This window comes from Ruegeria sp. ABV4_181 (assembly GCF_056158465.1).
Genome location: NZ_JBSWTI010000002.1, coordinates 1,129,751 through 1,150,623, shown reverse-complemented (window position 1 = coordinate 1,150,623; position 20,873 = coordinate 1,129,751). Strand labels below are relative to the sequence as shown.

General features: G+C 60.2%; 28 protein-coding genes. 1 reads left to right on the top strand and 27 read right to left on the bottom strand.

All coding sequences use genetic code 11. The annotated features are described in order from the left end of the window. The 8 genes from ACXAC3_RS05795 to ACXAC3_RS05760 form a co-directional block, all read right to left on the bottom strand. A complete protein-coding gene (locus ACXAC3_RS05795; RefSeq protein ID WP_475157819.1) occupies nucleotides 1-1,269 on the bottom strand; it encodes an amino acid ABC transporter permease in 1,269 nt (422 codons plus the stop codon). A gap of 128 nt (nucleotides 1,270-1,397) precedes the next feature. Beyond that, entirely contained in the window at nucleotides 1,398-2,414 is a 1,017-nt protein-coding gene (locus ACXAC3_RS05790; protein WP_475157818.1) for an amino acid ABC transporter substrate-binding protein, read from the bottom strand. A 208-nt stretch (nucleotides 2,415-2,622) separates the two neighbouring features. Next, a complete protein-coding gene (locus ACXAC3_RS05785) occupies nucleotides 2,623-3,330 on the bottom strand; it encodes an ATP12 family chaperone protein (RefSeq protein WP_475157817.1) in 708 nt (235 codons plus the stop codon). Nucleotides 3,331-3,334: 4 nt separating this feature from the next. Next, on the bottom strand, nucleotides 3,335-4,006 hold the full coding sequence (locus tag ACXAC3_RS05780; RefSeq protein ID WP_475157816.1) for an HAD-IA family hydrolase: 672 nt from the start codon (nucleotides 4,004-4,006) through the stop codon (nucleotides 3,335-3,337). Further along, nucleotides 4,003-5,046 (bottom strand): RluA family pseudouridine synthase, encoded by a 1,044-nt coding sequence (locus tag ACXAC3_RS05775; RefSeq protein ID WP_475157815.1) that lies wholly within the window; start codon nucleotides 5,044-5,046, stop codon nucleotides 4,003-4,005. Before ACXAC3_RS05775 ends, ACXAC3_RS05780 begins: the two co-directional genes overlap by 4 nt. 119 nt (nucleotides 5,047-5,165) lie before the next feature. Next, the gene (locus ACXAC3_RS05770; RefSeq protein WP_475157814.1) at nucleotides 5,166-5,972 is read right to left on the bottom strand and encodes a crotonase/enoyl-CoA hydratase family protein; all 807 of its coding nucleotides are present in this window, start codon (nucleotides 5,970-5,972) and stop codon (nucleotides 5,166-5,168) included. Between the two features lie 75 nt (nucleotides 5,973-6,047). Then, nucleotides 6,048-7,358 (bottom strand): replication-associated recombination protein A, encoded by a 1,311-nt coding sequence (locus ACXAC3_RS05765; RefSeq protein ID WP_475157813.1) that lies wholly within the window; start codon nucleotides 7,356-7,358, stop codon nucleotides 6,048-6,050. Nucleotides 7,359-7,362: 4 nt separating this feature from the next. Further along, complete coding sequence (locus ACXAC3_RS05760) at nucleotides 7,363-8,742, bottom strand: trypsin-like peptidase domain-containing protein (RefSeq protein ID WP_475157812.1); 1,380 nt, start codon at nucleotides 8,740-8,742, stop codon at nucleotides 7,363-7,365. A 155-nt stretch (nucleotides 8,743-8,897) separates the two neighbouring features. On the opposite strand from ACXAC3_RS05760, the gene budA reads away from it, so the two are divergent. Beyond that, entirely contained in the window at nucleotides 8,898-9,686 is a 789-nt protein-coding gene (gene budA, locus ACXAC3_RS05755) for an acetolactate decarboxylase (RefSeq protein ID WP_475157811.1), read from the top strand. A gap of 82 nt (nucleotides 9,687-9,768) precedes the next feature. Here budA and rplQ read toward each other — a convergent pair whose 3' ends face one another. From rplQ to rpsQ, 19 genes are all read right to left on the bottom strand, one after another. Then, a complete protein-coding gene (rplQ, locus tag ACXAC3_RS05750; protein WP_475157810.1) occupies nucleotides 9,769-10,191 on the bottom strand; it encodes a 50S ribosomal protein L17 in 423 nt (140 codons plus the stop codon). A 118-nt stretch (nucleotides 10,192-10,309) separates the two neighbouring features. Continuing rightward, nucleotides 10,310-11,326, bottom strand: a complete 1,017-nt coding sequence (locus ACXAC3_RS05745) for a DNA-directed RNA polymerase subunit alpha (RefSeq protein WP_475157809.1) — start codon at nucleotides 11,324-11,326, stop codon at nucleotides 10,310-10,312. Between the two features lie 115 nt (nucleotides 11,327-11,441). After that, on the bottom strand, nucleotides 11,442-11,831 hold the full coding sequence (gene rpsK / locus ACXAC3_RS05740; protein ID WP_008757289.1) for a 30S ribosomal protein S11: 390 nt from the start codon (nucleotides 11,829-11,831) through the stop codon (nucleotides 11,442-11,444). Between the two features lie 15 nt (nucleotides 11,832-11,846). After that, nucleotides 11,847-12,215: a 30S ribosomal protein S13 gene (gene rpsM / locus ACXAC3_RS05735; protein ID WP_008757392.1), complete on the bottom strand. Its 369-nt coding sequence runs from the start codon at nucleotides 12,213-12,215 to the stop codon at nucleotides 11,847-11,849. A gap of 201 nt (nucleotides 12,216-12,416) precedes the next feature. Continuing rightward, a complete protein-coding gene (locus ACXAC3_RS05730; RefSeq protein WP_475157808.1) occupies nucleotides 12,417-13,061 on the bottom strand; it encodes an adenylate kinase in 645 nt (214 codons plus the stop codon). After that, a complete protein-coding gene (secY, locus tag ACXAC3_RS05725; protein WP_475157807.1) occupies nucleotides 13,058-14,422 on the bottom strand; it encodes a preprotein translocase subunit SecY in 1,365 nt (454 codons plus the stop codon). Before secY ends, ACXAC3_RS05730 begins: the two co-directional genes overlap by 4 nt. A gap of 109 nt (nucleotides 14,423-14,531) precedes the next feature. Then, nucleotides 14,532-15,005 (bottom strand): 50S ribosomal protein L15, encoded by a 474-nt coding sequence (gene rplO / locus ACXAC3_RS05720; protein WP_475157806.1) that lies wholly within the window; start codon nucleotides 15,003-15,005, stop codon nucleotides 14,532-14,534. A 145-nt stretch (nucleotides 15,006-15,150) separates the two neighbouring features. Then, nucleotides 15,151-16,011, bottom strand: coding sequence for a hypothetical protein (locus ACXAC3_RS05715; protein WP_475157805.1), 861 nt, complete (start codon nucleotides 16,009-16,011; stop codon nucleotides 15,151-15,153). Nucleotides 16,012-16,194: 183 nt separating this feature from the next. Further along, nucleotides 16,195-16,410 carry a DUF1127 domain-containing protein gene (locus ACXAC3_RS05710; RefSeq protein WP_475157804.1) on the bottom strand — a complete coding sequence of 72 codons (216 nt, stop codon included), beginning with the start codon at nucleotides 16,408-16,410 and terminating at the stop codon, nucleotides 16,195-16,197. A 375-nt stretch (nucleotides 16,411-16,785) separates the two neighbouring features. After that, nucleotides 16,786-16,974, bottom strand: coding sequence for a 50S ribosomal protein L30 (gene rpmD / locus ACXAC3_RS05705; protein ID WP_050605831.1), 189 nt, complete (start codon nucleotides 16,972-16,974; stop codon nucleotides 16,786-16,788). 12 nt (nucleotides 16,975-16,986) lie between these two features. Beyond that, nucleotides 16,987-17,568, bottom strand: a complete 582-nt coding sequence (rpsE, locus tag ACXAC3_RS05700; RefSeq protein WP_475157803.1) for a 30S ribosomal protein S5 — start codon at nucleotides 17,566-17,568, stop codon at nucleotides 16,987-16,989. A 116-nt stretch (nucleotides 17,569-17,684) separates the two neighbouring features. Then, nucleotides 17,685-18,044, bottom strand: a complete 360-nt coding sequence (rplR, locus tag ACXAC3_RS05695; protein ID WP_010437103.1) for a 50S ribosomal protein L18 — start codon at nucleotides 18,042-18,044, stop codon at nucleotides 17,685-17,687. A gap of 11 nt (nucleotides 18,045-18,055) precedes the next feature. Continuing rightward, nucleotides 18,056-18,589 (bottom strand): 50S ribosomal protein L6, encoded by a 534-nt coding sequence (rplF, locus tag ACXAC3_RS05690; protein WP_475157802.1) that lies wholly within the window; start codon nucleotides 18,587-18,589, stop codon nucleotides 18,056-18,058. A gap of 11 nt (nucleotides 18,590-18,600) precedes the next feature. Beyond that, a complete protein-coding gene (rpsH, locus tag ACXAC3_RS05685; protein ID WP_010437099.1) occupies nucleotides 18,601-18,993 on the bottom strand; it encodes a 30S ribosomal protein S8 in 393 nt (130 codons plus the stop codon). 13 nt (nucleotides 18,994-19,006) lie between these two features. Beyond that, nucleotides 19,007-19,312: a 30S ribosomal protein S14 gene (gene rpsN, locus ACXAC3_RS05680; protein WP_010437098.1), complete on the bottom strand. Its 306-nt coding sequence runs from the start codon at nucleotides 19,310-19,312 to the stop codon at nucleotides 19,007-19,009. 19 nt (nucleotides 19,313-19,331) lie between these two features. After that, a complete protein-coding gene (gene rplE, locus ACXAC3_RS05675) occupies nucleotides 19,332-19,892 on the bottom strand; it encodes a 50S ribosomal protein L5 (protein WP_475157801.1) in 561 nt (186 codons plus the stop codon). Further along, nucleotides 19,885-20,196, bottom strand: coding sequence for a 50S ribosomal protein L24 (gene rplX, locus ACXAC3_RS05670; RefSeq protein ID WP_170440482.1), 312 nt, complete (start codon nucleotides 20,194-20,196; stop codon nucleotides 19,885-19,887). The genes rplE and rplX overlap by 8 nt, the downstream gene beginning before the upstream one ends. 2 nt (nucleotides 20,197-20,198) lie before the next feature. After that, nucleotides 20,199-20,567, bottom strand: coding sequence for a 50S ribosomal protein L14 (gene rplN, locus ACXAC3_RS05665; RefSeq protein ID WP_008757934.1), 369 nt, complete (start codon nucleotides 20,565-20,567; stop codon nucleotides 20,199-20,201). Nucleotides 20,568-20,642: 75 nt separating this feature from the next. Continuing rightward, complete coding sequence (rpsQ, locus tag ACXAC3_RS05660) at nucleotides 20,643-20,873, bottom strand: 30S ribosomal protein S17 (protein WP_170495397.1); 231 nt, start codon at nucleotides 20,871-20,873, stop codon at nucleotides 20,643-20,645.

The following is a 20,873-nucleotide window of genomic DNA, read 5'->3' as shown; positions in this document are numbered from 1 at the left end:
TTACCGCTCCACCAGTTTGACACGGTTGTTGTACCAGTTCATCACCGCCGAAATGCTCAGCGAGATGGCCAGATAGACCAGCATCAGCAGCAGAACACATTCCAGCTCGCGGCCGGTCTGGTTCATGGTGATGCCGCCCAGGGTTCCCGTGATGTCCATATACCCGACCGCAATCGCCAGCGACGAGTTCTTGGTCAGGTTCAGATAGTTCGAGATCATCGGCGGGATGATCACCCGCAGCGCCTGCGGCAGGATCACCAGACGCATGGTGCGACCCGGGCGCAGGCCCAGCGCAGATGCGGCCTCGGTCTGACCTTTGGAGATGGCCAGAATGCCTGCGCGGACGATCTCGGCGATGAAGGCTGCCGTATACAGCGACAAGGCCAGCCACAGCGCAATCAGCGAGTTGCGCATATGCGTGCCGCCCCTGAAGTTGAAGCCCTTTAGTTCAGGATAGCCAAGGTGGAAGCCCAGAACGCTCAGCAGGATCAGCATCGGAACGAACAGAATGCCCAGCTGGATGTGCCAGATTTTCGGACGGTCACCTGTCGCCTCTTGCTTGGCTGCGGCCCAGGCCGAAACCTTGCGCATGGCGAAGATGCTGCCACCCAGCACGATCAGGACCGCGATCAGGTCCAGCGAAACATCAAACCGCAGGCTCGACGTGCCGAACAGGTGAATGTCGCCCAGACTGCGGGAAAACAGGAACTCGGGGATATACACACCGCGATTAGTGACAGCGACAGAATTGAACAAATCCATCGTAGCTGTCGGGTTATCGCCCCGGAATGCGTTAGGAGCTGGCAGACCTTCGATCAGAATGGCCATCGCAAGAACGATCCACAGCAGAACCGGCACGTTGCGGAACATTTCGACATAGACGGTCATGATCCGCGCGACCAACCAGTTGTTGGACAGGCGCAAGACACCAACCAGAACGCCGACGATTGTCGCTGTGATGCAACCCAGAACCGCCACGACCAGCGTGTTCAGCAGACCGATGAAGGCCGCCCGCAGGTGGCTGTCGCGCGAGGTATACTCCAGCAGGCGCTGGTTGATGTCATAGCTTGCTGGTTCCCCGAAAAAGCCAAACTCGACCGGTTTGCCCAGAGCCTCAAGGTTCTGAATTGTGTTGGAAATGATCCAGGCTGCCAGAAGCATGAAACCGATGAGTGCGATGACCTGAATGGTCGCAGATCGGTACCGCGTATCGTAAAGGAGCATGGACAGCCGGAACTGCTCCTTCGGCGGGTCAGTGAGAGTCGTCATGACCTATGTAAATCCCCGTGCATCCCGGTTTTTTGTAGGCAGAGTTTGTCTCTGCTCAGAACTCTCCGGGCGTGTTTCTTATGGATGGAAAAAGGGCGCAGGTTGCCCCGCGCCCTTTTCCGTGGATTTTAGCGGAAAGGCGGCGAGTACAGCAGGCCGCCATCGGTCCACTGTGCGTTCAGGCCGCGCGCCAGACCGATCGGGGTTTCCTCACCGATGTTCTGGGCAAACACTTCGCCGTAGTTTCCACCCGCCTTGACGGCGCGCATGGCCCACTGGGCGTCCAGTCCCAGCATCTCACCCAGAGTGCCTTCAGCGCCCAGCAGACGGTTCACTTCGGGGTTGTCGGTGCCGGCTGCCATCTCGTCGATATTGGCCGAGGTCACGCCCAGCTCTTCTGCCGAGATCAGCGCGTTCAGCGTCCAGCGGACAACGTCGCCCCACTCGTGATCGCCGTGACGGACCAGTGGGCCCAGCGGCTCTTTCGAGATGATTTCGGGCAGCAGGACGTGAGCCGACGGATCTTCGAACGTGGCGCGGGTTGCGGCCAGGCCCGATGCGTCGGTGGTGTACACGTCACAGGCACCAGCCAGATACTGCTGTTGTGCTTCTGCGTTGGTTTCGATCGGTACCGGCTCGTAGCTGATGTTGTTCGAGCGGAAGAAGTCCGCCAGGTTCAGCTCGGTGGTGGTGCCGGTCTGGATGCAGACGGTTGCGCCGTCCAGTTCCTTGGCCGAGCTGACGCCCAGCGCCTTGGGAACCATGAAGCCCTGACCGTCATAGTAGTTCACGCCGACAAATTCGAACTTCAGGTCGACATCGCGGCTGAACGTCCAAGTGGTGTTGCGGGCCAGCATGTCGATCTCGCCCGAGGCCAGCGCGGTAAAGCGCGTCTTGCCGGTTGTCGGAACGAATTCGACAGCGCTGGCGTCGCCCAGAACGGCGGCGGCGACGGCACGGCATACAGCCACGTCAAAGCCTTTCCATTCGCCATTCGCGTCGGGCGCGGCAAAGCCGACCAGACCGGTGGTCACACCGCAGTTCAGCTTACCGCGGGCCTTGACGTCGTCCACAGTTCCCGCCACGGCAGCGCCTGCAGCCAGACCGGCAACTGTTGCCACGCCCAAGATTACGGATTTTTTCATTTTTACCTCTTCCTGATTCTCCGCCCCTGTCACAGGACGGTTCTGTCCGGCACCTCTGGCACCAGAAAGGTTTCCCCAAAGGTGTCTCCCCTTTAGTGAGCATGAGTTTGGTCGCATTCATAAACAAACGTCAAGGGTCGGATCAGGGAAAACGATGAGTTAATCATGAGATGACTCTTTCAGGTTCCGAAAATCAGGCTTTAAGGGCTCAAACCGAGATATCGTAGAACCGTTTAGCGTGCAGGAAAGCCGCCTTTTTGCCTTCGGCCAGCGCGTGGGCCTCGTCGTCGTGACCCCATTGTTCGATCTGCCAAAGCTCATCGAGCCGGGAAATCTGCCAGATCTCGTCGGCGCTGCGCCAGTTTTGCGCCGCCGCAAACCCAAGGATCAGCGAGCCGGAGAGGCTGACGAGATCGTGGAAAGCGGCCAGTTGAAAGTCACTGAAGCCGTGGACCCGTTGCCGCAGAGCCGACAGGGCGCTTTCAGGCTGCGGGTGGTGCTGGACCCCGGCAACGGGGGTCAGCCGGACCGAAAACGCATCCGCCGCCCAGTCTAGGGCGGGGTCCCATTGCTCTGCCTGCCGCCGCTGCAACTCCTGCGGGTGCGTCGCGCGATAGCACAACAGGTCCGAATCGCCGTAATCGGCCAGCATGTCTGCAACTTCGGCGTGCTGATGGCGGACCTTGTCGATCGCGGCATTCGCCGAACGGGTGAAGGGCATCGAGGTCGGGTCGACCTCTTTGTCCTGCGCGTCCCACTCTGCGGCGACCTCCTCTGCCATGGCGCGTGTCGGCAGGATCAATGCGGCCTTGGCAGGTGTTTTCACACGGCGGCCATCCAGTTCGACCGTGAATCCGCCGTCGGTTGCGACCACCGCGCTGTCGGTCCAAAATCGTTTCGGTTTCCAGTCGCTCATGTCTTCAGGCCCAGATTTCTTCCAGCGCGCGCGGCAACTGGTCAAAGGTTTCGATTATGTGGGCCGCCGCGCTCAGGGCCGACCGGTCGTGATAGCCCCATGTCACGCCAATGCCCGCCACTCCGGCGGCGCGGGCCATATCCATGTCGAACCGCGTGTCGCCGATCATGACCGTGCTGGCGGCGGCCACCCCGGTTTCCGCCCGCGCGGTGTCGATCATCGAAGGGTGCGGTTTCGACGGGTGGTGATCCGCGACCTGCCGCGTGACGAAGTAGTGATCCAGCCCGTGCGCCTCGATCAACGCGTCCAGACCGCGCTTGGACTTGCCGGTTGCCACGCCCAACAGCACCTCTGGCACGGCATGCAGCGCCTCGATCACGTCCCTTGCCCCAGGATACAGCGGCGAGTTCGCCGCCCCCTGATCCAGACGTTGCGCGTGATAGGCCTGTTTGTACCCCTCGACCAGACGATGCTGATCCGCCTCGGACAGCCGGGGCGCCAGCTGCGCCATCGCGTTGGGCAGAGACAGGCCCACAATCGACAGGATCGCCTGACGGTCCGGAACCGGCAGCATCAGCGCGTCGAAACTGGCGGTCATGGCGGCGACGATGCTGGCCTGACTATCTACCAGAGTTCCATCGACATCGAACAGCACCAGACGCAAGGGTGCGCTCATTGCAGGGCCTCAAAAGGATCATCGGCAGCCAGATCCTCGGTCCACCCAAACGTATCCCAGCTGTGTTTCATGTGATCGGGCAAGGGCGCCGTAACGGTCACAGTCTTGCGGGTCAGCGGGTGTTCAAACGTGGCCTGCCGCGCGTGCAGGTGCAATTTCTTGCTGATGATCCCGCCCAGTTGCGCGCCCCAGCCATCGCCAAGATTTTCCTGACCCGAGCCGCCGTACTTGCCGTCTCCGATAATCGGATGGCCGATGGCCGCCATATGTGCCCGCAACTGGTGGGTACGGCCGGTAATCGGCTCCATCGCTACCCACGCGGCGCGACCCGCCACCCGGTAGAGCGTCGCATACAGGGTATGCGCCCGCTTGGCGCCGGGTGTGTCGTCAATCTCATTCAGATGCACGGCGACCATCTTTTCGCCCTCACCCTGCTTGCCGTGACCGGGGGCCTTGACCAGCCCGGTCTTGATCTCGCCCAGATAAGGCGTCGGTACCCCGGCCACCAGCGCCCAGTAGATCTTGCGCGTGTCGCGGTGGCGGAATGCGGCGGTCAGCCCTTTGGCCGCCTCGCGCGTGCGGGCCATCAGCAGAACGCCCGAAGTATCCTTGTCCAGACGATGCACAAGGCGGGGGTTTTCGTCATAGCCAAACCGCAGCGTTTCGGACAGGCTGTCCACATGGCGGGTCTGGCCGCTGCCGCCTTGTACCGGCAAGCCGTGCGGTTTGTTAAGCGCCAGAACATGATCGTCGCGGTAGATCACGCAAGACTGGATCATCTTGGCATCGGCATCCGAGATGCGCCGTTTGACCTCAACAGGCTTGTGATCGGCATCCGGCAGCGGCGGCACCCGCACCACCTGACCGGCCTCAAGCCGCGTCGAGGCTTTTACCCGACCCCCTTCAACACGCAATTCACCCTTGCGGCACATCTTCTCGATGCGGCCCTGGCTGACATGGGGAAACAGACGGCGTAGCCAGCGATCCAGACGCTGGTCGCCGTCACCTTCCGCCACGGTGATCATCTGTACGCCGCTCATGCCGATTTCCCCTGCGTCGCACGGGTTGTCCGCGCGATTTGCGTGTCTGTGAGTGCCCAAGAAAACATGCGCGTCTGTGGCGCGCCACAGCGCAAGAGTCAAGCCAGCACAGCCCCCGGTCAGATGTCGGAAAAATCCCCGTGCCGCCCGGCCCCGTCACGGAAACGCCCCGCCCCGGCGGTGCCCTCGCGACGGATCGCATCCAGCCCGTTCGCCCATTCGACCTTCAGCGCATCGCGCACCGACATACCGCGTGTTTCGATGATAGAACGGCGATCGGCGCGCACCGCCTCTTGCGGAAAGCGGGCGATCTCATGCGCCATCGCCTCAGCCGCCACGCGGGCGTCACCGGGAGGCACGACCTTTTCGGCCAGACCAATGCGATAACACTCTTCGGCTTCGACCTTGCGTCCGGTCAGAGCGATCTCCAGCGCTTTGCCCTGGCCGACCAGGCGCGGCAGGCGCACCGTGCCACCATCCATCAACGTGATGCCCCAGCGCCGGCAATAGACACCCAGATGGGCGGTTTCAGCCATGACCCGGATGTCGCACCACAGGGCCAGCTCCATTCCGCCGGCGACGGCGGCACCTTCGATCGCGCCAATCACCGGTTTGGACAGCTCCAGCCGCGACGGCCCCATCGGGGCAAGGGTTGACGGGGCTGCACCGATTGGGAAGGCGAGCCGCTCCAGATAGGGCTCGCGCAATTCCGGGTCTGACAGAGTCGCGGCCAGTTTCAGATCCCATCCGGCGCAGAAATTGCCACCTTTTCCCCAGAACACCGCCGCTTTGGCCGGGCTGCGCTCGAACTCCAGAAACGCCGCGGCCAGCGCTTCGGCATGCTCGGTATCCACCGCGTTGCGGGCTTCTGGCCGGTCGTGGATGATGGTCCAGACATCCTCGGTCTTGTCGATTGACACGGTCATGCGTTTCCTCCCTCGGCTGCTGTGCTCCAAGGGAAACCTGAAAAGTGCCGCCTGTCGCCTCTGACGCTGCGGAACTCAGCCGTTTCGCTGGGACCGCAGCCGGGCGAAATACTCCAGCCGCTTTTTCAGCTCACGCTCGAACCCGCGTTCGACGGGCTGGTACAGATCGGGCCGCTTCATGCCGTCAGGGAAATAGTTCTGGCCCGAAAACCCGTCCTCGGCATCATGGTCATAGGCATAGCCCGCCCCATACCCCTGATCTTTCATGAGAGAAGTCGGCGCGTTGAGAATATGTTTGGGCGGCGGTTCGCTGCCCGATTGTTTGGCCAGGCGCATCGCCGCTTTGAAGCCCATGTAAGCCCCGTTCGATTTCGGGGCCAGCGCCAGATAGACCAGCGCCTGCGCCAGCGCCAATTCGCCCTCGGGGGAACCCAGCCGTTCATAAGTTTGCCAGGATTGCAGACAGATCGCCTGAGCCTGCGGATCGGCCAGCCCGATATCTTCAACCGCCATCCGCGTGATCCGCCGTGCCAGATAGCGGGGGTCTTCGCCCCCCGTCAGCATCCGCGCAAACCAATAGAGTGCCGCATCGGGATCGGAGCCGCGCACGGACTTGTGCAAGGCCGAGATCAGATTGTAATGCTCATCCCCCGACTTGTCGTATTTCGCCGCGCGGCGCATCAGACGCGTCGACAGAGCATCGAGGTCCAGCGGCGCATCGACCTTCCACGCCGCGATCTGTTCGATCAGATTCAACAGCGCCCGCCCGTCGCCATCGGCCATTTCCTGAAGCGCCTCGCGCGCCGCGCCTGTCAGCGGCAGTGCGCGGTCCAGTTCCTTTTCGGCCCGATGGGTCAGCCGCTCAAGGTCGCTCAGGTCGAGCCGTTCCAGCACCAGCACCTGGGCGCGGCTCAGCACAGCAGCATTCAGTTCAAAGGACGGATTTTCCGTTGTGGCCCCGACCAGCAGGATCGTTCCGTCCTCCATATGCGGCAGGAACCCATCCTGCTGGGCCTTGTTGAACCGGTGAATTTCGTCGACGAACAGCAGCGTGCCCTGCCCGTTCTGACGCCGGATCTTGGCCGCCTCGAACACTTTCTTCAGATCCGGCACGCCGGTAAAGATCGCGCTGATCTGAACGAAATGCAGGTCGGTTTCCTGCGCCAGCAGCCGCGCGATGGTGGTTTTCCCCACCCCCGGCGGTCCCCAGAACACAAGGCTGGACAGGCTGCCCGAGGCCAGCATAACCCCCAGCGGTGCATCCGGACCCAGGACCTGTTCCTGACCGATCACCTCAGACAGCGATTGCGGCCGCAACCGGTCTGCCAGCGGGCGATGCGCTGGTGCTGCGGGCTCAGCCGCCCCGGTGTCGAACAGGTCGCTCACCTTGTCACAGCCGGAACCGCAGGGACACGGACCGCCCGCCTCTGAGGATATTCAGGTTTACTCTGCGCCCTGGCTCGGTGAGGGCCTCAACAACATCGTCGGGCCGCTCAACCTGTCTGCCGTTGATGCTGTTGACCACATCCCCGGCACGCAGCCCCGAACGGCCGCCATAGGGTCCGGCATCCACCACGACGACGCCTGTCTGCGACAGCAACAGCCCCATTTTCGCAATCACCGCCGGGTTGACGCGCGATACCGTCAGGCCCGGCATCACGGTCCGGTCGTCCAGCGTTGTTTTCTCGGCCGCCGGTGTTTCCGGGGCCCTGACAAGCGCGACGGTGACGTCCGACCGCTCGCCCCCGCGCAGCCGGGTCACCACCGAACTGCCGCCGACCCCTGCCACAGACATGCGGAATTTCATCTCGGCCGGAGAGTTGACCTCATCCCCGTCGACATGGGTCACGACGTCGCCCACACGCAGCCCGGCATCGGCCAGCGGGCTGAGCGGGTGCAGGTCCGAAATCACAACGCCCAGCGGAATCACCAGACCCAGCGACTCGGCGATATCCGCGCTCATGTGCTGGCCGGCCATCCCGGCCCAGGGGCTGACGAAACTGTCATTGCCATCCTGAGCCTGGCGCAGGAACTCGGCCACCAGATTGGCGGGAATGGCAAAGCCGATACCGTTCGACCCGCCCGAACGGGTCAGGATCGAGGTGTTGATCCCGATCAGATCGCCATTCACATCGATCAGCGCCCCGCCCGAATTGCCGGGATTGATCGCCGCGTCGGTCTGAATGAAATATCCCCGCGCATTGCCGGTGGCCGTCCCGGACCGCGCCAGCCCGGAGATGATGCCGGATGACACCGTCTGCCCCACCCCGAACGGATTGCCGATGGCCAGCGCCAGTTCGCCCACCTCAACATGATCGGAATCGCGCAGCTGCAGATAGGGCAGGTCGCTGGCCCCTTCCAGCCGCAGAATGGCAATGTCGCTTTCCTTGTCGCCCAGAACAACCCGGGCGGAGTATTCGCGGCGGTCGGTTGTCACCACGCGAATTTCAGTGGCGGTGCCGACCACATGGTAATTCGAGACCATATAGCCGTTTTCGGACAGGATCACGCCGGACCCCAGCGAATTCTGCACCCTTTGGCGGGGTTCATTAAATCCCCGGCCGAAAAAGTCCTGAAAGAACGGGTCCGAGAAAAACGGATTGGCGCGCCCCTGTCGCACGATCTTGGCATAGATATTGACCACCGCCGGAGATGCTTCTTTGACCACAGGCGCAAAACCAAGGCTGATTTCGGTCTGCGATGTCGGCACGCGGGTATCCGCGCTGGCTGCGCCCGTCAATAACAACAGGGAAAACAGGATCCGCAGCATTAAACGCCCCTCCGTCTATTTTGCCAGATGGATATGCGGGGCTGCGGACCAGATTGCAAGAGATCACGCCGCCCGCGCAGTACCCTACCCGGGCTCAATCGCGTAGGATGCCCCTTATTGACCACAAAGCCATTGAACCCGAGGGAGAGCATCTCATGCATCAGGACCGGGAATTGACCTTTGCAACTGCAGTCGCCAGCCACCAGCAGGCCGGACATTTGAACGCTGACGGCAATGCACACGAATATTACCAGGCCTCACTGCTCAGCGCGATCATGCAGGGCGTCTATGACGGCACCCTTTCAATTGGAGAACTGCTTGAGCATGGCGACTTTGGGCTGGGCACGTTCAACGCATTGGACGGCGAGATGATCGTTCTAAATGGGGTTGCCTACCGGCTGGACGGTGAAGGCAAAGCCAATGGAGCAAGCGATACCGATTTGACCCCTTATGCGGCAGTCATCAACTTTCGGCCGACGGTATCCTTTGAACTCAGTGCCGAAACCGGCAAACAGGGCTTTGAGTCGCAATTGGACGCGCTGGCGGCAGAGAAGAACCTGTTCTATGCCGTTTGTTTCACGGGTCAGATCAAGCATATCAAGTATCGGAATGTCTTGCGGCAGGACCGCCCCTACAAGCCATTGCTGGAAGTCGTGAAAACGCAAGCCGAGTTTGAACTGGACGATGCGGTCGGTACAATTCTTGGGTTTCGGTGCCCCGACTATGCCGTGGGGATCGGAGTTCCCGGTTATCACCTGCATTTCATTTCCGAGGACCGTAGTACCGGAGGGCATGTGCTGGACTACACTCTGGCTGGCGGGCGGGTAGAAATTGACCACACATCGGCCTTACATCTGGAACTGCCGGAAACCCGCGCCTTTTCCGACGCTAATCTGTCCGCCGGAGCGTCGGAAGACAACATTCACAAAGCGGAAGGCGACTAAAACCACCGCGGCCAACTTTCGTTTTCAACAAAAAACCCCCGCGTCCGGGACGCGGGGGTCAAATTCAGAAAGCCGGGCTTTCTTATTCTTCGTCTGCGGCCTCTTCGGCGGCAACGCGGGCCTTGTCAGCCGCGCCTTTGGCGTCGACGTCGCGATCAACGAATTCGATGATCGCCATCGGGGCCATGTCGCCATAGCGGAAACCCGCCTTCAGGATGCGGACATAACCGCCCTGACGCTCGGCATAGCGGGGACCCAGAACTTCGAACAGCTTGGCGACGTCCTTGTCTTCCTTCAGCTGCGAAGCGGCCTGACGACGGGCGTGCAGGTCGCCGCGCTTGCCCAGGGTGATCAGCTTTTCGATGACCGGGCGCAGTTCTTTTGCCTTGGGCAGAGTTGTTTTGATCTGCTCATGTTCGATGAGCGAGCCAGCCATGTTCGCAAACAGAGCCTTGCGGTGCTCATGAGTACGGTTCAGGCGGCGGTAACCACGTGCGTGACGCATTTTCTAGTTCCTTCTTTCGCGTTTTGCTTTGTCTGGCCGGCGATGCGTGTCACCGGCTCTCCTTGGGGCGGAAGTGCCCATATTGTCCCCGGAACTCCGGGCATTTGGGAAGACGCGCTTAGAACGCGTCTTCGAATTTCTTGGCCAGATCTTCGATGTTGTCGGGCGGCCAGTCCTCGACATCCATGCCGAGGTGCAGACCCATACCGGACAGCACTTCCTTGATCTCGTTCAGCGACTTGCGGCCGAAGTTCGGGGTGCGCAGCATCTCGGCTTCGGTTTTCTGGATCAGGTCGCCGATATAGACGATGTTGTCGTTCTTCAGGCAGTTTGCCGAACGGACCGACAGTTCCAGCTCGTCCACTTTCTTCAGCAGCAGGGGGTTGAACTCCAGACCATCGTCTTCGTCCTGGCGGCCAGCCGCTTCGGGCTCGTCGAAGTTCACGAAGATCGACAGCTGGTCCTGCAGGATGCGTGCGGCAAAGGCCAGCGCGTCTTCCGGCGTGATCGAACCATCGGTTTCGATCTTCAGGGTCAGCTTGTCATAGTCCAGAACCTGACCTTCGCGGGTCGGCTGAACGTCATAGGCAACCTTTTTGACCGGCGAATAGATCGCGTCGATCGGGATCAGGCCGATAGGCGCATCTTCTGGCTTGTTCTTCTCAGCCGAGACATAGCCCTTGCCGGTGTTGACGGTCAGTTCCATGAACAGGTCAGCGCCATCGTCAAGGTGGCAGATGACGTGATCGCGGTTCAGAACTTCGATGCCGGCGCTTTCGCTGACGTCACCTGCGGTGACGACAGCGGGGCCTTTGGCATTGATCGACAGGCGCTTGGGGCCTTCGACTTCCATGCGCAAGGCGACCTGCTTGAGGTTCAGGATGATGTCGGTGACATCTTCACGAACGCCCGCGACCGAGGAGAACTCGTGCAGGACGTTGTCGATCTGAACGCTGGTGATGGCCGCGCCTTGCAGCGAGCTCATCAGAACGCGGCGCAGCGCGTTGCCCAGGGTCAGACCAAAGCCACGCTCCAGCGGTTCCGCAACCAGGGTTGCCTGACGTGCAGGGTCGTTGCCCGGCTTGCCGTCAAGCTGGGTCGGCTTGATCAATTCTGCCCAATTCTTGTGGATCATGTAATCCCTCCATTCCTGTCCGCGCCCCATGACCAACAAGGTGCAGACGCCCGAGGTTCAAAATGACGTGCTGGGGCCGTGCAGAAACACTGGCCCCAGCTCAATTCAAATTCGCTTAGACGCGGCGGCGCTTCGGCGGGCGGCAACCGTTGTGAGCGATCGGCGTCACGTCGCGGATCGACGTGATGTTGAAGCCCACTGCAGCCAGCGCGCGCAGAGCCGATTCACGACCCGATCCGGGGCCCTGAACTTCGACTTCCAGCGTCTTGACGCCATGTTCCTGCGCCTTTTTGCCTGCATCTTCCGCAGCCATCTGAGCGGCGTAGGGCGTCGATTTCCGCGATCCCTTGAAGCCCATGGTACCGGCAGACGACCACGAGATGGCGTTGCCCTGTACGTCCGAGATCAGGATCTTGGTGTTGTTGAAGGTCGAGTTCACATGGGCGACGCCCGATGCGATGTTCTTGCGCTCTTTGCGCTTAACGCGAGTCTTGTCACGTGCCATCAGTCAGACCCTCCCTTATTTCTTCTTACCGGCAATGGCCTTTGCGGGGCCTTTGCGGGTACGGGCATTGGTGTGGGTACGCTGACCGCGAACCGGCAGGTTGCGGCGGTGACGCAGACCGCGGTAGCAGCCCAGGTCCATCAGGCGCTTGACGTTCATCTGAACTTCACGACGCAGGTCACCTTCGACGGTGAAGTTCGCGTCGATGTGCTCGCGGATGGCCAGAACTTCGGCGTCGGACAGTTCGTTGACGCGACGATGCGCTTCAATGCCTACGGCTTCGCAGATCGCTTTGGCCGAAGTGTTTCCGATACCGGTGATATATGTGAGGGCGATAGGTACCCGCTTTGCAGTCGGGATGTTTACGCCGGCAATACGTGCCACGTGTCACTTTCCTTTTTGTTGCGGTTCCGTAGCTCCGGAACCTTTTTTCACAACACCTGACCGTGGCAGTGACGCCAGAGGGCCCAGCATTTGTACGAGGTAGTCGGGGCGCAGGGGACGAATCCCGCACGCGGTAGTGATTCCCATAGGGATGTGGGTCGATATGGGCTTTTGCTGGGGCCGTCAAGCCCCAACCTCAAGTCAGCCCAGAATTGCTTCGATCGAGGCGGTCACTTCACCGATATCCGCCAGCCCGTTCACCGGACGCAGATCGCCCTTGGCGTAGTAATAGCCGATCAGCGGCGAGGTCTTCTTGTAGTATTCCATCAGACGCGTGCGCAGGCTGTCTTCGTTGTCATCCGCGCGGCGCACGAAGTCATTTTCCTTGCCGCAATTGGTGCATTTGCCATCCGTCGGGATCGGCTTGGTCTTGTCGTTATAGACCTCTCCGCATCCAGCACAAGTCGAGCGTGCGGTGATGCGATCCACCAGCGCGTCGTCATCGACACGCATTTCGATCACCGTGTGCAGGGACTGGCCCACCTTGGTCAGCAGCGCCGCCAGTGCGTCGGCCTGCGCCAGGGTGCGCGGAAAGCCGTCAAAGATGAAACCTGCGCCTTTCTGGGTCGTCAGTTTCTCTTCGATCAGGCCGATCACGATCTCGTCGGTAACCAGCTTGCCCGCATCCATGATCGCCGCAACCTTCTGGCCCATTTCCGTGCCCGATGTCTTGGCCTCGCGCAGCATGTCGCCGGTACTCAGCTGGATCATGCCGCGTGTTTCGACCAGGTGGCGCGCCTGCGTCCCTTTACCTGCCCCCGGGGGGCCGAGAAGAATGATGTTCATCGACGAGCGGGTCCCTTCCTGCCGCGTTTCTTACCCTTGCCGCGCAATTGGGACTTTTCGATCAGCCCTTCGTATTGATGCGCCAGCAGGTGGCTCTGAACCTGTTGGATCGTGTCCATGGTCACAGAGACGATAATCAGAACCGAAGTGCCGCCGAAATAGAACGGGATGGCAAACTGGCCCCGGAGGATTTCAGGCAACAGACAGACCGCCGCCAGATAGGCCGCACCCAGAACCAGCACGCGGTTGACCACGTATTCCAGGTATTCGGCGGTTTTCTTGCCCGGACGGATGCCGGGAACGAAACCGTTCTGCTTTTTCAGGTTGTCCGCCACATCATCCGGCTTGAACGAGACGTTGAACGTATAGAAATATGCAAAGAACACGATCATCGACGCGAAGAACAGCAGATAGAGCGGCTGTCCGGGGCCAAAGTTGGCCAGCAGCCACGACATGACCGGACCGTTGGTCGCGCCCGACGAGAAGGTCGAGATCGTCACCGGCAGCAGCAGCAGCGAGCTGGCAAAGATCGCCGGGATCACGCCTGCGGGGTTGACCTTGACCGGCAGGTGGCTGGAGCCGCCTTCGTAAATCTTCATACCGGCCTGACGGCGCGGGTACTGAATGTGGATCTTGCGCAGTGCGCGTTCCATGAAGACCACGAAGGTAATTACCGCGATGACCATCACGATCACACCGATGATCACGGCGGGGCTGATGGCGCCCGAACGGCCCGAGGCAAAGAACTGCGCCAGCGCGGCCGGAACCTCGGCAATGATACCGACGAAGATAATCAGGGAAATACCGTTGCCGATGCCGCGCGCGGTGATCTGTTCACCCAGCCACATCAGGAACATGGTGCCGCCAACCAGAGTAATCATGGTCGACAGGCGGAAGAACATGCCCGGATCAGTCGCCAGATCGCCCGATTCCAGTGAAACGGCCAGACCATAGGCCTGAACAGTGGCCAGAGCCACGGTACCGAACCGAGTGTACTGGTTGATCTTCTTGCGCCCCTGCTCACCCTCTTTCTTGAGCTGCTCAAGCGCGGGAACCATGGATGTCAGCAGCTGCACGATGATCGAGGCCGAGATGTAGGGCATGATGCCGAGGGCAAAGATACCCATCCGTCCCAGCGCCCCGCCGGTGAACATCGAAACCATGCCGCCGATGCCCTGCCCCGCCTGCTCCATGAACTCGCGCAGTGCCTGCCCGTCGATCCCCGGCACCGGAATGAAGGTGCCCAGACGATAGACGATCAGCAGACCCAGCGTGAACAGGATGCGGTTGCGCAGATCGGTGGCTTTGCCAAGGGCAGCCCAGCTTGTGTTGGCTGCCATTTGTTCTGCTGCTGATACCATAAATCGGTCTCTCTTATGGAAACGCCGCCCGGAACCGTTTTCCGGCTCGGACGGCGTCTTGGAAAACTCTGAGGTCTATGTAAGCGGGTCTTGGCCCGCTCACAAGCGCTTACTCTGCCGCAGCAGCTTTTGTGACCGTCAGTGAACCGCCCGCTTTTTCAACTGCCTCTACGGCAGCTTTCGAAGCACCTGTCACTTCCAGGTTCACCTTGGCGCTGATTTCGCCCTTGGCCAGAACGCGGATACCGTCCAGCTTGCGACGGACCAGACCGGAGGCGACCAGTGCGTCCTCGGTGATCGCTGCCTTGACGTCCAGCTTGCCGGCGTCGACGAATTTCTGGATCAGGCCCAGGTTGATAACGGCGAATTCCTTGCGGTTCGGCTTGTTGAAGCCACGCTTGGGCAGGCGCTGATACAGCGGCATCTGGCCGCCTTCATAGCCGTTGATGGCCACACCCGAACGGGATTTCTGACCTTTGATACCACGGCCACCCATCTTACCTTTGCCGGAACCGGGGCCACGGCCAACGCGGGTGCGTTTGGGGTTGGCGCCGGGATTGTCGCGCAATTCGTTCAGTTTCATGTCGCTTCTCCTAAGCCGGATATGACCCCGAAGCGTGATGGGCCAAACACGGCATTTCTTGGTTTTGATTCTCGTGGCTACAAGGCCACCGCAGGCGTATAGGCGCATGAGACCGCATTGGCAAGCCCGCAGACGCGGCAGGGTCTCAGCCTTCGGCGTTTTCCACCTGATCGCCGTCCGCGACCGGCGTCTGCAACGGGGCGGCATGCGGGTCGATGCCGTGTTTTGCAACCAGTTGCCCGATCATGCTGTCGGGGTGCGGGATGCCGGCGTACCGGTGCCGAATAAACGCCCGGACACGCCGGCCATAGAAATGGATCGACATAGTGTTTTCGGTCAGGAAACGCTGCGCATTGCCGCCTTCGCGCACCATCGACCGGCGATCCTTGTAGGTTACCGGGTACAGAACATCCTGCGGCTGGGAAAACCGGGCCTCGTTATTCTGCTTCAGCAGCCAGGTCAGAGCGCGCGGCCCCCAGACCCCCCAGGGCATCTCGCTGGCATGTTTGCGGTTCCCGGCCATGGCATCCTGAATCAACGGCACACGTATTTTCGGCGGAAACCAATGCGGGATCCGGTACGGGTCATTGGTATAGTCGATCAAGTCGAAAAGGGTGGGGCTGTCCTGGGGCAGCGCTAGCACGCCACCGTTGATCTCATGCGGGGCCAGCCAGCCGTGAAGGTGCCCGTTCTCGGTGGTGAACGGCTTGACGCAATAGGCGTCGGTATCGGCCCAGATTATGTCCTGCTCCTGCGCCAGCATCTGAACGCGGAACTTGTCCGAGTGCAAAGCCGGGCTGCCCGTGCGCTTGTGCAGGATTACTTCGTCATCGGACAGGATCTGGCGTGCATCGCACATTTCGACCCCATCGGGGACATTCGTGACCGGCCCATAGGTATACAGGCGGACATGTTGGCCCACATCCAGAAACGACTTGATGCAAAGCTGCTCAAGAAAGCTCAGCGGGCCATCGATCCACAGCATGCCAATTTGGTATTCTTTCACCGCGACTGGTCTCTCTGCCTTGCAAATACGCGGCCCGAGGGGCTACTTGGGCGTTTCTGGACCATTTCACCCCGGGCCGCAACGGGCGCTGCCGGAATTCGCGGCGGCTGTGTTGCACCCGCACGCCCAAATACAAAAGAGGCGCCAAATGGCGCCTCTGGATCGGTCGGTCAGGATGTCCGGTTACGAGCAGTAAACGTGCTCGCGTGCGATATCACTGATGTCACACCGGCGTACACCGATGTCGTGCAGTTCGCGGTCGGTCAGACCTTGCAGTTCCGAATAAGTGCGGTTGAACTCGGCGCGCAGGGCATAAGCCTCTTTCACCTTTGCGACGAATTCTGCGAAACGCGCGGTGAGGGTGATGCCGCCGGTCGATGTTGTTGCTGTATAGGCCATTTCTGAGTTCCTTTACTGGTCGGGGCGAATTCCCCGATGGTTTCTATGCTGTTCCTTTTGAGGACAAAGCTCAGATAGGCGCGCAGGGTATCGCTAACAACGAAGGTTTCGGTCTAGCCGTTATGCGTTAGGGGAATGGCGCAGGAAAACGCGCTGACCCAATGCGCAATAAATCGGCTGGGGCAGTACGTGCAGGTCCGCCAAACAGAAATCTGCCTATCCCTCCGGTCGGATTTCTGAACGACGGGATCGTCGAGGTCAGATCTCACGATAGTTCCAGCCACGAACGCATGATCAGGGAAGACCATCCTTCTGAATGGCAAAAAAAACGCCCCCGAATGATCGGAGGCGTTTCTTCGTTCGATGGAAGTGCGCTTAGCCGCGCTCTTCGACGATCTCTACCAGATGCGGGATCTTGCGGATCATGCCGCGAACCGAAGGGGTATCTTCCAGCTCACGGGTTTTGTGCATCTTGTTCAGGCCCAGACCGATCAGGGTTGCGCGCTGTTCGGCGGGGCGGCGGATCGGCGAACCGATCTGCTTGACGACGATGGTTTTTGCCATGGGTCGCTCTCCTTATGCTTCTGCTTCAGCAGCAGGTGCTTCGGCCGCGGGGGCTTCGTCCCGCTTGGGCAGGATGTCAGCAACCTTTTTGCCACGACGTGCGGCAACCGAACGCGGGCTCTGCTCTTTCTGCAGGCCGTTGATGGTGGCGCGGATCATGTTGTACGGGTTCTGTGAGCCCAGCGATTTGGACACAACGTCCTTAACGCCCAGCATTTCGAACACGGCACGCATCGGACCACCGGCGATGATACCGGTACCTTCAGGTGCGGTACGCATAACCACTTTACCGGCGCCGTGACGGCCTTCGATGTCGTGGTGCAGAGTACGACCTTCGCGCAGTTGCACGCGGATCATCTGACGCTTGGCTTGCTCGGTCGCCTTACGGATGGCCTCAGGTACTTCTTTCGCTTTACCCTTGCCAAAGCCGACGCGGCCTTTCTGATCGCCGACAACCACCAGAGCGGCGAAGCCAAAGCGCTTACCACCTTTTACGGTTTTCGACACGCGGTTGATTGCGACCAGACGATCTGCAAATTCCGGTGCTTCTTCACGGTCGCGGCCACGGCCCCGACGGTTTTCACGTTCTGCCATTTGGCATCCCTTTTCTCATGTGGCGCATACGGCGCCGTTTTCTTCAACCCAAGTGAGCCCCGACAGTTGCCGAGGCCCCCGGATCATCGGGGCGGATCGAAACCCGCCCGCAGGTCTTAGATCTTCAGACCACCTTCACGCGCAGCGTCGGCGACAGCCTTCACTTTGCCGTGGAACAGGAAGCCGCCACGATCGAAATAGGCCTCTTCGACGCCTGCCTTCTTGGCACGCTCGGCGATGGCTGCGCCCACTTTGGTGGCCGCTTCGACGTTGTTCTTGCCAACAACACCCAGATCTTTTTCCAGGGTCGAGGCCGAGGCCAGGGTCACGCCACGCACGTCGTCGATCAGCTGAACAGAGATGTTCTTGTTCGAACGGTGGACGGACAGACGCGGACGACCCGCGTTGACCTTGCGAAGTTTGTTCCGAACGCGCAGGCGGCGCTTCAGAAACAGGGTTCTTTTGCTGTTTGCCATTGTTTGCGTCCTTACTTCTTCTTGCCTTCCTTGCGGAAGATGAACTCGCCCTTATAGCGGATGCCCTTACCTTTGTACGGCTCGGGACGGCGCCACTCGCGGATTTTGGCCGCGGTTTCGCCCACCAGCTGCTGGTCGATACCTTCCACAACGATCTCGGTCTGCTTCGGCGCGGTGATGGTGACACCTTCCGGAGCGGTGAAATCGACGTCGTGGCTGTAGCCCAGGTTCAACTTCAGGGTGTTGCCCTGCATCTGAGCGCGGTAACCCACGCCCTGGATTTCCAGCTCTTTCTTGAAGCCTTCGGTCACACCGGTCACCAGATTGGCAACCATTGTACGGCTCATGCCCCACTGCTGACGTGCACGCTTGGACGAACCACGCGGGTCGATCTTGACCACGTTGTCCTCGACCGACAGAGTAACATCGTCAGTTGCGGTGAAGCTGCGGGTGCCTTTCGGACCTTTGACTTCGATGGTCTGACCCGACACAGAGGCGGAAACGCCGCTGGGCAGCTCGACCGGTTTTTTACCAATACGAGACATTGCAGACCTCCTTAGAAGACGGTGCAGAGCACTTCGCCGCCAACATTGTTGGAGCGAGCGTTTGCGTCCGACATCACACCTTTCGGAGTGCTGACAATCGACACGCCCAGACCCTGACGGACCTGCGGAATGTCATTGACGCCCATGTACACGCGACGACCGGGCTTCGAGACCCGCTTCAACTCGCGAATGACAGGGGTGCCTTCGTAGTATTTCAGGCTGATTTCGATGGCCGGATGACCGTTTTCACCGGTCGTCGCTTCGTAGCCACGGATGTAACCTTCGTCCGCCAGCACGTCCAGAACCCAACCACGCAGCTTGGACGCCGGGGTGGAAACGGTGGACTTGCCGCGCATTTGCGCGTTGCGGATACGGGTGAGCATATCGCCGATAGGATCATTCATATCTATGTCTCCCTTACCAGCTCGATTTCACCATGCCGGGGATCTGACCAGCAGAACCCAGCTCGCGCAGCGCGATACGGCTGACCTTCAGCTTACGGTAGTAAGCGTGGGGACGACCGGTCAGCTGACAACGGTTGTGCAGACGGGTAGCCGAGCTGTTGCGCGGCAGTTTCGCCAGTTTCAGACGCGCTTTGAAGCGCTCTTCCATCGGCTTGCTCTCGTCATTCGCGATTTCTTTCAGCTCGGCACGCTTTGCGGCATATTTGGCCACCAGGCGTTCGCGCTTCTTCTCGCGTTCGATCATTGCTTTCTTAGCCATGTCTCAATCCTCCCGGCGCTTAGGCGTTGAAGGGCATGTTGAATGCTTTCAACAGTGCCTTTGCTTCAGCGTCGGTTTTCGCTGTGGTGGCAATTACGATATCCAGGCCCCAGACCTCGTCGACTTTGTCGAAGTCGATTTCCGGGAACACGATGTGCTCTTTCATGCCCATGGCAAAGTTGCCACGACCATCGAAAGACGGCTTAACACCGCGGAAGTCACGAACGCGCGGCAGCGCGATGGTGATTAGACGATCCAGGAATTCGTACATCCGGTCACCGCGCAGGGTTACTTTCGCACCCAGCGGCATATCTTCACGGACGCGGAAACCCGCAATCGACTTCTTCGCCTTGGTCGAAACGGCCTTTTGGCCGGCAATCGCAGTCAGATCCTCGACAGCCGCTTTGGCTTTCTTCGAGTCCTTGACCGCCTCAGAACCACAGCCGATGTTCAGAACGATCTTTTCCAGCTTGGGCAGCTGCATCTCGTTCTTGTAGCCGAACTCTTCTTTCAGAGCGGCACGGATTGTCTCGGCGTACTGAGCTTTCAGACGCGGGGTGTAAGTTGCGTTATCAAGCATCGATCACGTCCCCTGTGGTCTTGGCGAAACGCACCTTCTTGTCACCTTCCATGCGGAAGCCAACGCGGGTTGCTTTGCCGTTCTTGTCCAGCAGTGCCAGGTTCGACAGCTCGATCGGGTTTGCCTGAGGCAAACGGCCGCCCTGGCTGTTCTGGGTCTGGCGGGTGTGGCGGATGGCGATGTTGATGCCGTCGACAACAGCTTTACCGGCTTTCGGGTCAACCGAGGTGATAGTTCCCTCTTTGCCCTTGTCCTTGCCGGCCAGCACGACGACCTTGTCGCCTTTGCGGAGTTTAGCAGCCATGATTACAGCACCTCCGGAGCCAGCGAGATGATTTTCATGAAGTTCTTGCCGCGCAGTTCGCGAACAACCGGGCCAAAGATACGGGTACCTACCGGCTCGTTGTTGTTGTTCAGGATGACGGCGGCGTTGCGATCGAAACGGATCGCGGTGCCGTCTTCGCGACGGACTTCCTTGGCGGTGCGCACGACGACGGCCTTGCGGACGTCACCTTTCTTTACGCGGCCGCGCGGGATGGCTTCCTTCACCGAGACGACAATGATGTCGCCGACGGAGGCGTATTTACGCTTGGAACCACCCAGGACCTTGATGCACTGAACTCGGCGTGCGCCGGAGTTGTCAGCGACATCCAGATTGGTCTGCATCTGGATCATGTGGTTTCTCCCGACCTGTGGGGGCTGGTCTGGTTAGATCCCCCAGGGTTTCGACAAATGAAAAATCCCGGAAACTTACGCTTCCAGAACCTCCCAACGTTTCGTCTTCGATTTCGGCGCGCATTCGATGATGCGTACGGTGTCGCCGACCTTGAAGGCGTTCTTTTCGTCATGAGCCCGGTATTTCTTGGACTTACGAACGGTTTTGTGCAGCAGCGGGTGCTTGAAACGGCGCTCGACCAGAACGGTTACGGTCTGCTCGTTTGCGTCGCTTGTTACGGTGCCGGACAGGATACGCTTGGGCAT

What these genes read in the sequence shown, in the direction of transcription:
- rpsN (WP_010437098.1), bottom strand. Translation starts at nt 19,312, where the DNA reads ATGGCTAAGAAAGCAATGATCGAACGCGAGAAGAAGCGCGAACGCCTG.
- rpmD (WP_050605831.1), bottom strand. Translation starts at nt 16,974, where the DNA reads ATGGCAAAAACCATCGTCGTCAAGCAGATCGGTTCGCCGATCCGCCGC.
- rplO (WP_475157806.1), bottom strand. Translation starts at nt 15,005, where the DNA reads ATGAAACTGAACGAATTGCGCGACAATCCCGGCGCCAACCCCAAACGC.
- rpsK (WP_008757289.1), bottom strand. Translation starts at nt 11,831, where the DNA reads ATGGCACGTGACAAGACTCGCGTTAAGCGCAAAGAGCGCAAGAACATC.
- ACXAC3_RS05770 (WP_475157814.1), bottom strand. Translation starts at nt 5,972, where the DNA reads ATGACCGTGTCAATCGACAAGACCGAGGATGTCTGGACCATCATCCAC.
- ACXAC3_RS05760 (WP_475157812.1), bottom strand. Translation starts at nt 8,742, where the DNA reads ATGCTGCGGATCCTGTTTTCCCTGTTGTTATTGACGGGCGCAGCCAGC.
- ACXAC3_RS05780 (WP_475157816.1), bottom strand. Translation starts at nt 4,006, where the DNA reads ATGAGCGCACCCTTGCGTCTGGTGCTGTTCGATGTCGATGGAACTCTG.
- rpsH (WP_010437099.1), bottom strand. Translation starts at nt 18,993, where the DNA reads ATGAATGATCCTATCGGCGATATGCTCACCCGTATCCGCAACGCGCAA.
- ACXAC3_RS05795 (WP_475157819.1), bottom strand. Translation starts at nt 1,269, where the DNA reads ATGACGACTCTCACTGACCCGCCGAAGGAGCAGTTCCGGCTGTCCATG.
- rplF (WP_475157802.1), bottom strand. Translation starts at nt 18,589, where the DNA reads ATGTCTCGTATTGGTAAAAAACCGGTCGAGCTGCCCAGCGGCGTTTCC.
- rplN (WP_008757934.1), bottom strand. Translation starts at nt 20,567, where the DNA reads ATGATCCAGATGCAGACCAATCTGGATGTCGCTGACAACTCCGGCGCA.
- rplX (WP_170440482.1), bottom strand. Translation starts at nt 20,196, where the DNA reads ATGGCTGCTAAACTCCGCAAAGGCGACAAGGTCGTCGTGCTGGCCGGC.
- budA (WP_475157811.1), top strand. Translation starts at nt 8,898, where the DNA reads ATGCATCAGGACCGGGAATTGACCTTTGCAACTGCAGTCGCCAGCCAC.
- ACXAC3_RS05775 (WP_475157815.1), bottom strand. Translation starts at nt 5,046, where the DNA reads ATGAGCGGCGTACAGATGATCACCGTGGCGGAAGGTGACGGCGACCAG.
- rplE (WP_475157801.1), bottom strand. Translation starts at nt 19,892, where the DNA reads ATGCTTGATAACGCAACTTACACCCCGCGTCTGAAAGCTCAGTACGCC.
- ACXAC3_RS05790 (WP_475157818.1), bottom strand. Translation starts at nt 2,414, where the DNA reads ATGAAAAAATCCGTAATCTTGGGCGTGGCAACAGTTGCCGGTCTGGCT.
- ACXAC3_RS05745 (WP_475157809.1), bottom strand. Translation starts at nt 11,326, where the DNA reads ATGATCCACAAGAATTGGGCAGAATTGATCAAGCCGACCCAGCTTGAC.
- rplQ (WP_475157810.1), bottom strand. Translation starts at nt 10,191, where the DNA reads ATGCGTCACGCACGTGGTTACCGCCGCCTGAACCGTACTCATGAGCAC.
- secY (WP_475157807.1), bottom strand. Translation starts at nt 14,422, where the DNA reads ATGGTATCAGCAGCAGAACAAATGGCAGCCAACACAAGCTGGGCTGCC.
- ACXAC3_RS05785 (WP_475157817.1), bottom strand. Translation starts at nt 3,330, where the DNA reads ATGAGCGACTGGAAACCGAAACGATTTTGGACCGACAGCGCGGTGGTC.
- ACXAC3_RS05710 (WP_475157804.1), bottom strand. Translation starts at nt 16,410, where the DNA reads ATGGCCTATACAGCAACAACATCGACCGGCGGCATCACCCTCACCGCG.
- ACXAC3_RS05730 (WP_475157808.1), bottom strand. Translation starts at nt 13,061, where the DNA reads ATGAACATCATTCTTCTCGGCCCCCCGGGGGCAGGTAAAGGGACGCAG.
- rpsQ (WP_170495397.1), bottom strand. Translation starts at nt 20,873, where the DNA reads ATGCCCAAGCGTATCCTGTCCGGCACCGTAACAAGCGACGCAAACGAG.
- rplR (WP_010437103.1), bottom strand. Translation starts at nt 18,044, where the DNA reads ATGGCAAACAGCAAAAGAACCCTGTTTCTGAAGCGCCGCCTGCGCGTT.
- rpsE (WP_475157803.1), bottom strand. Translation starts at nt 17,568, where the DNA reads ATGGCAGAACGTGAAAACCGTCGGGGCCGTGGCCGCGACCGTGAAGAA.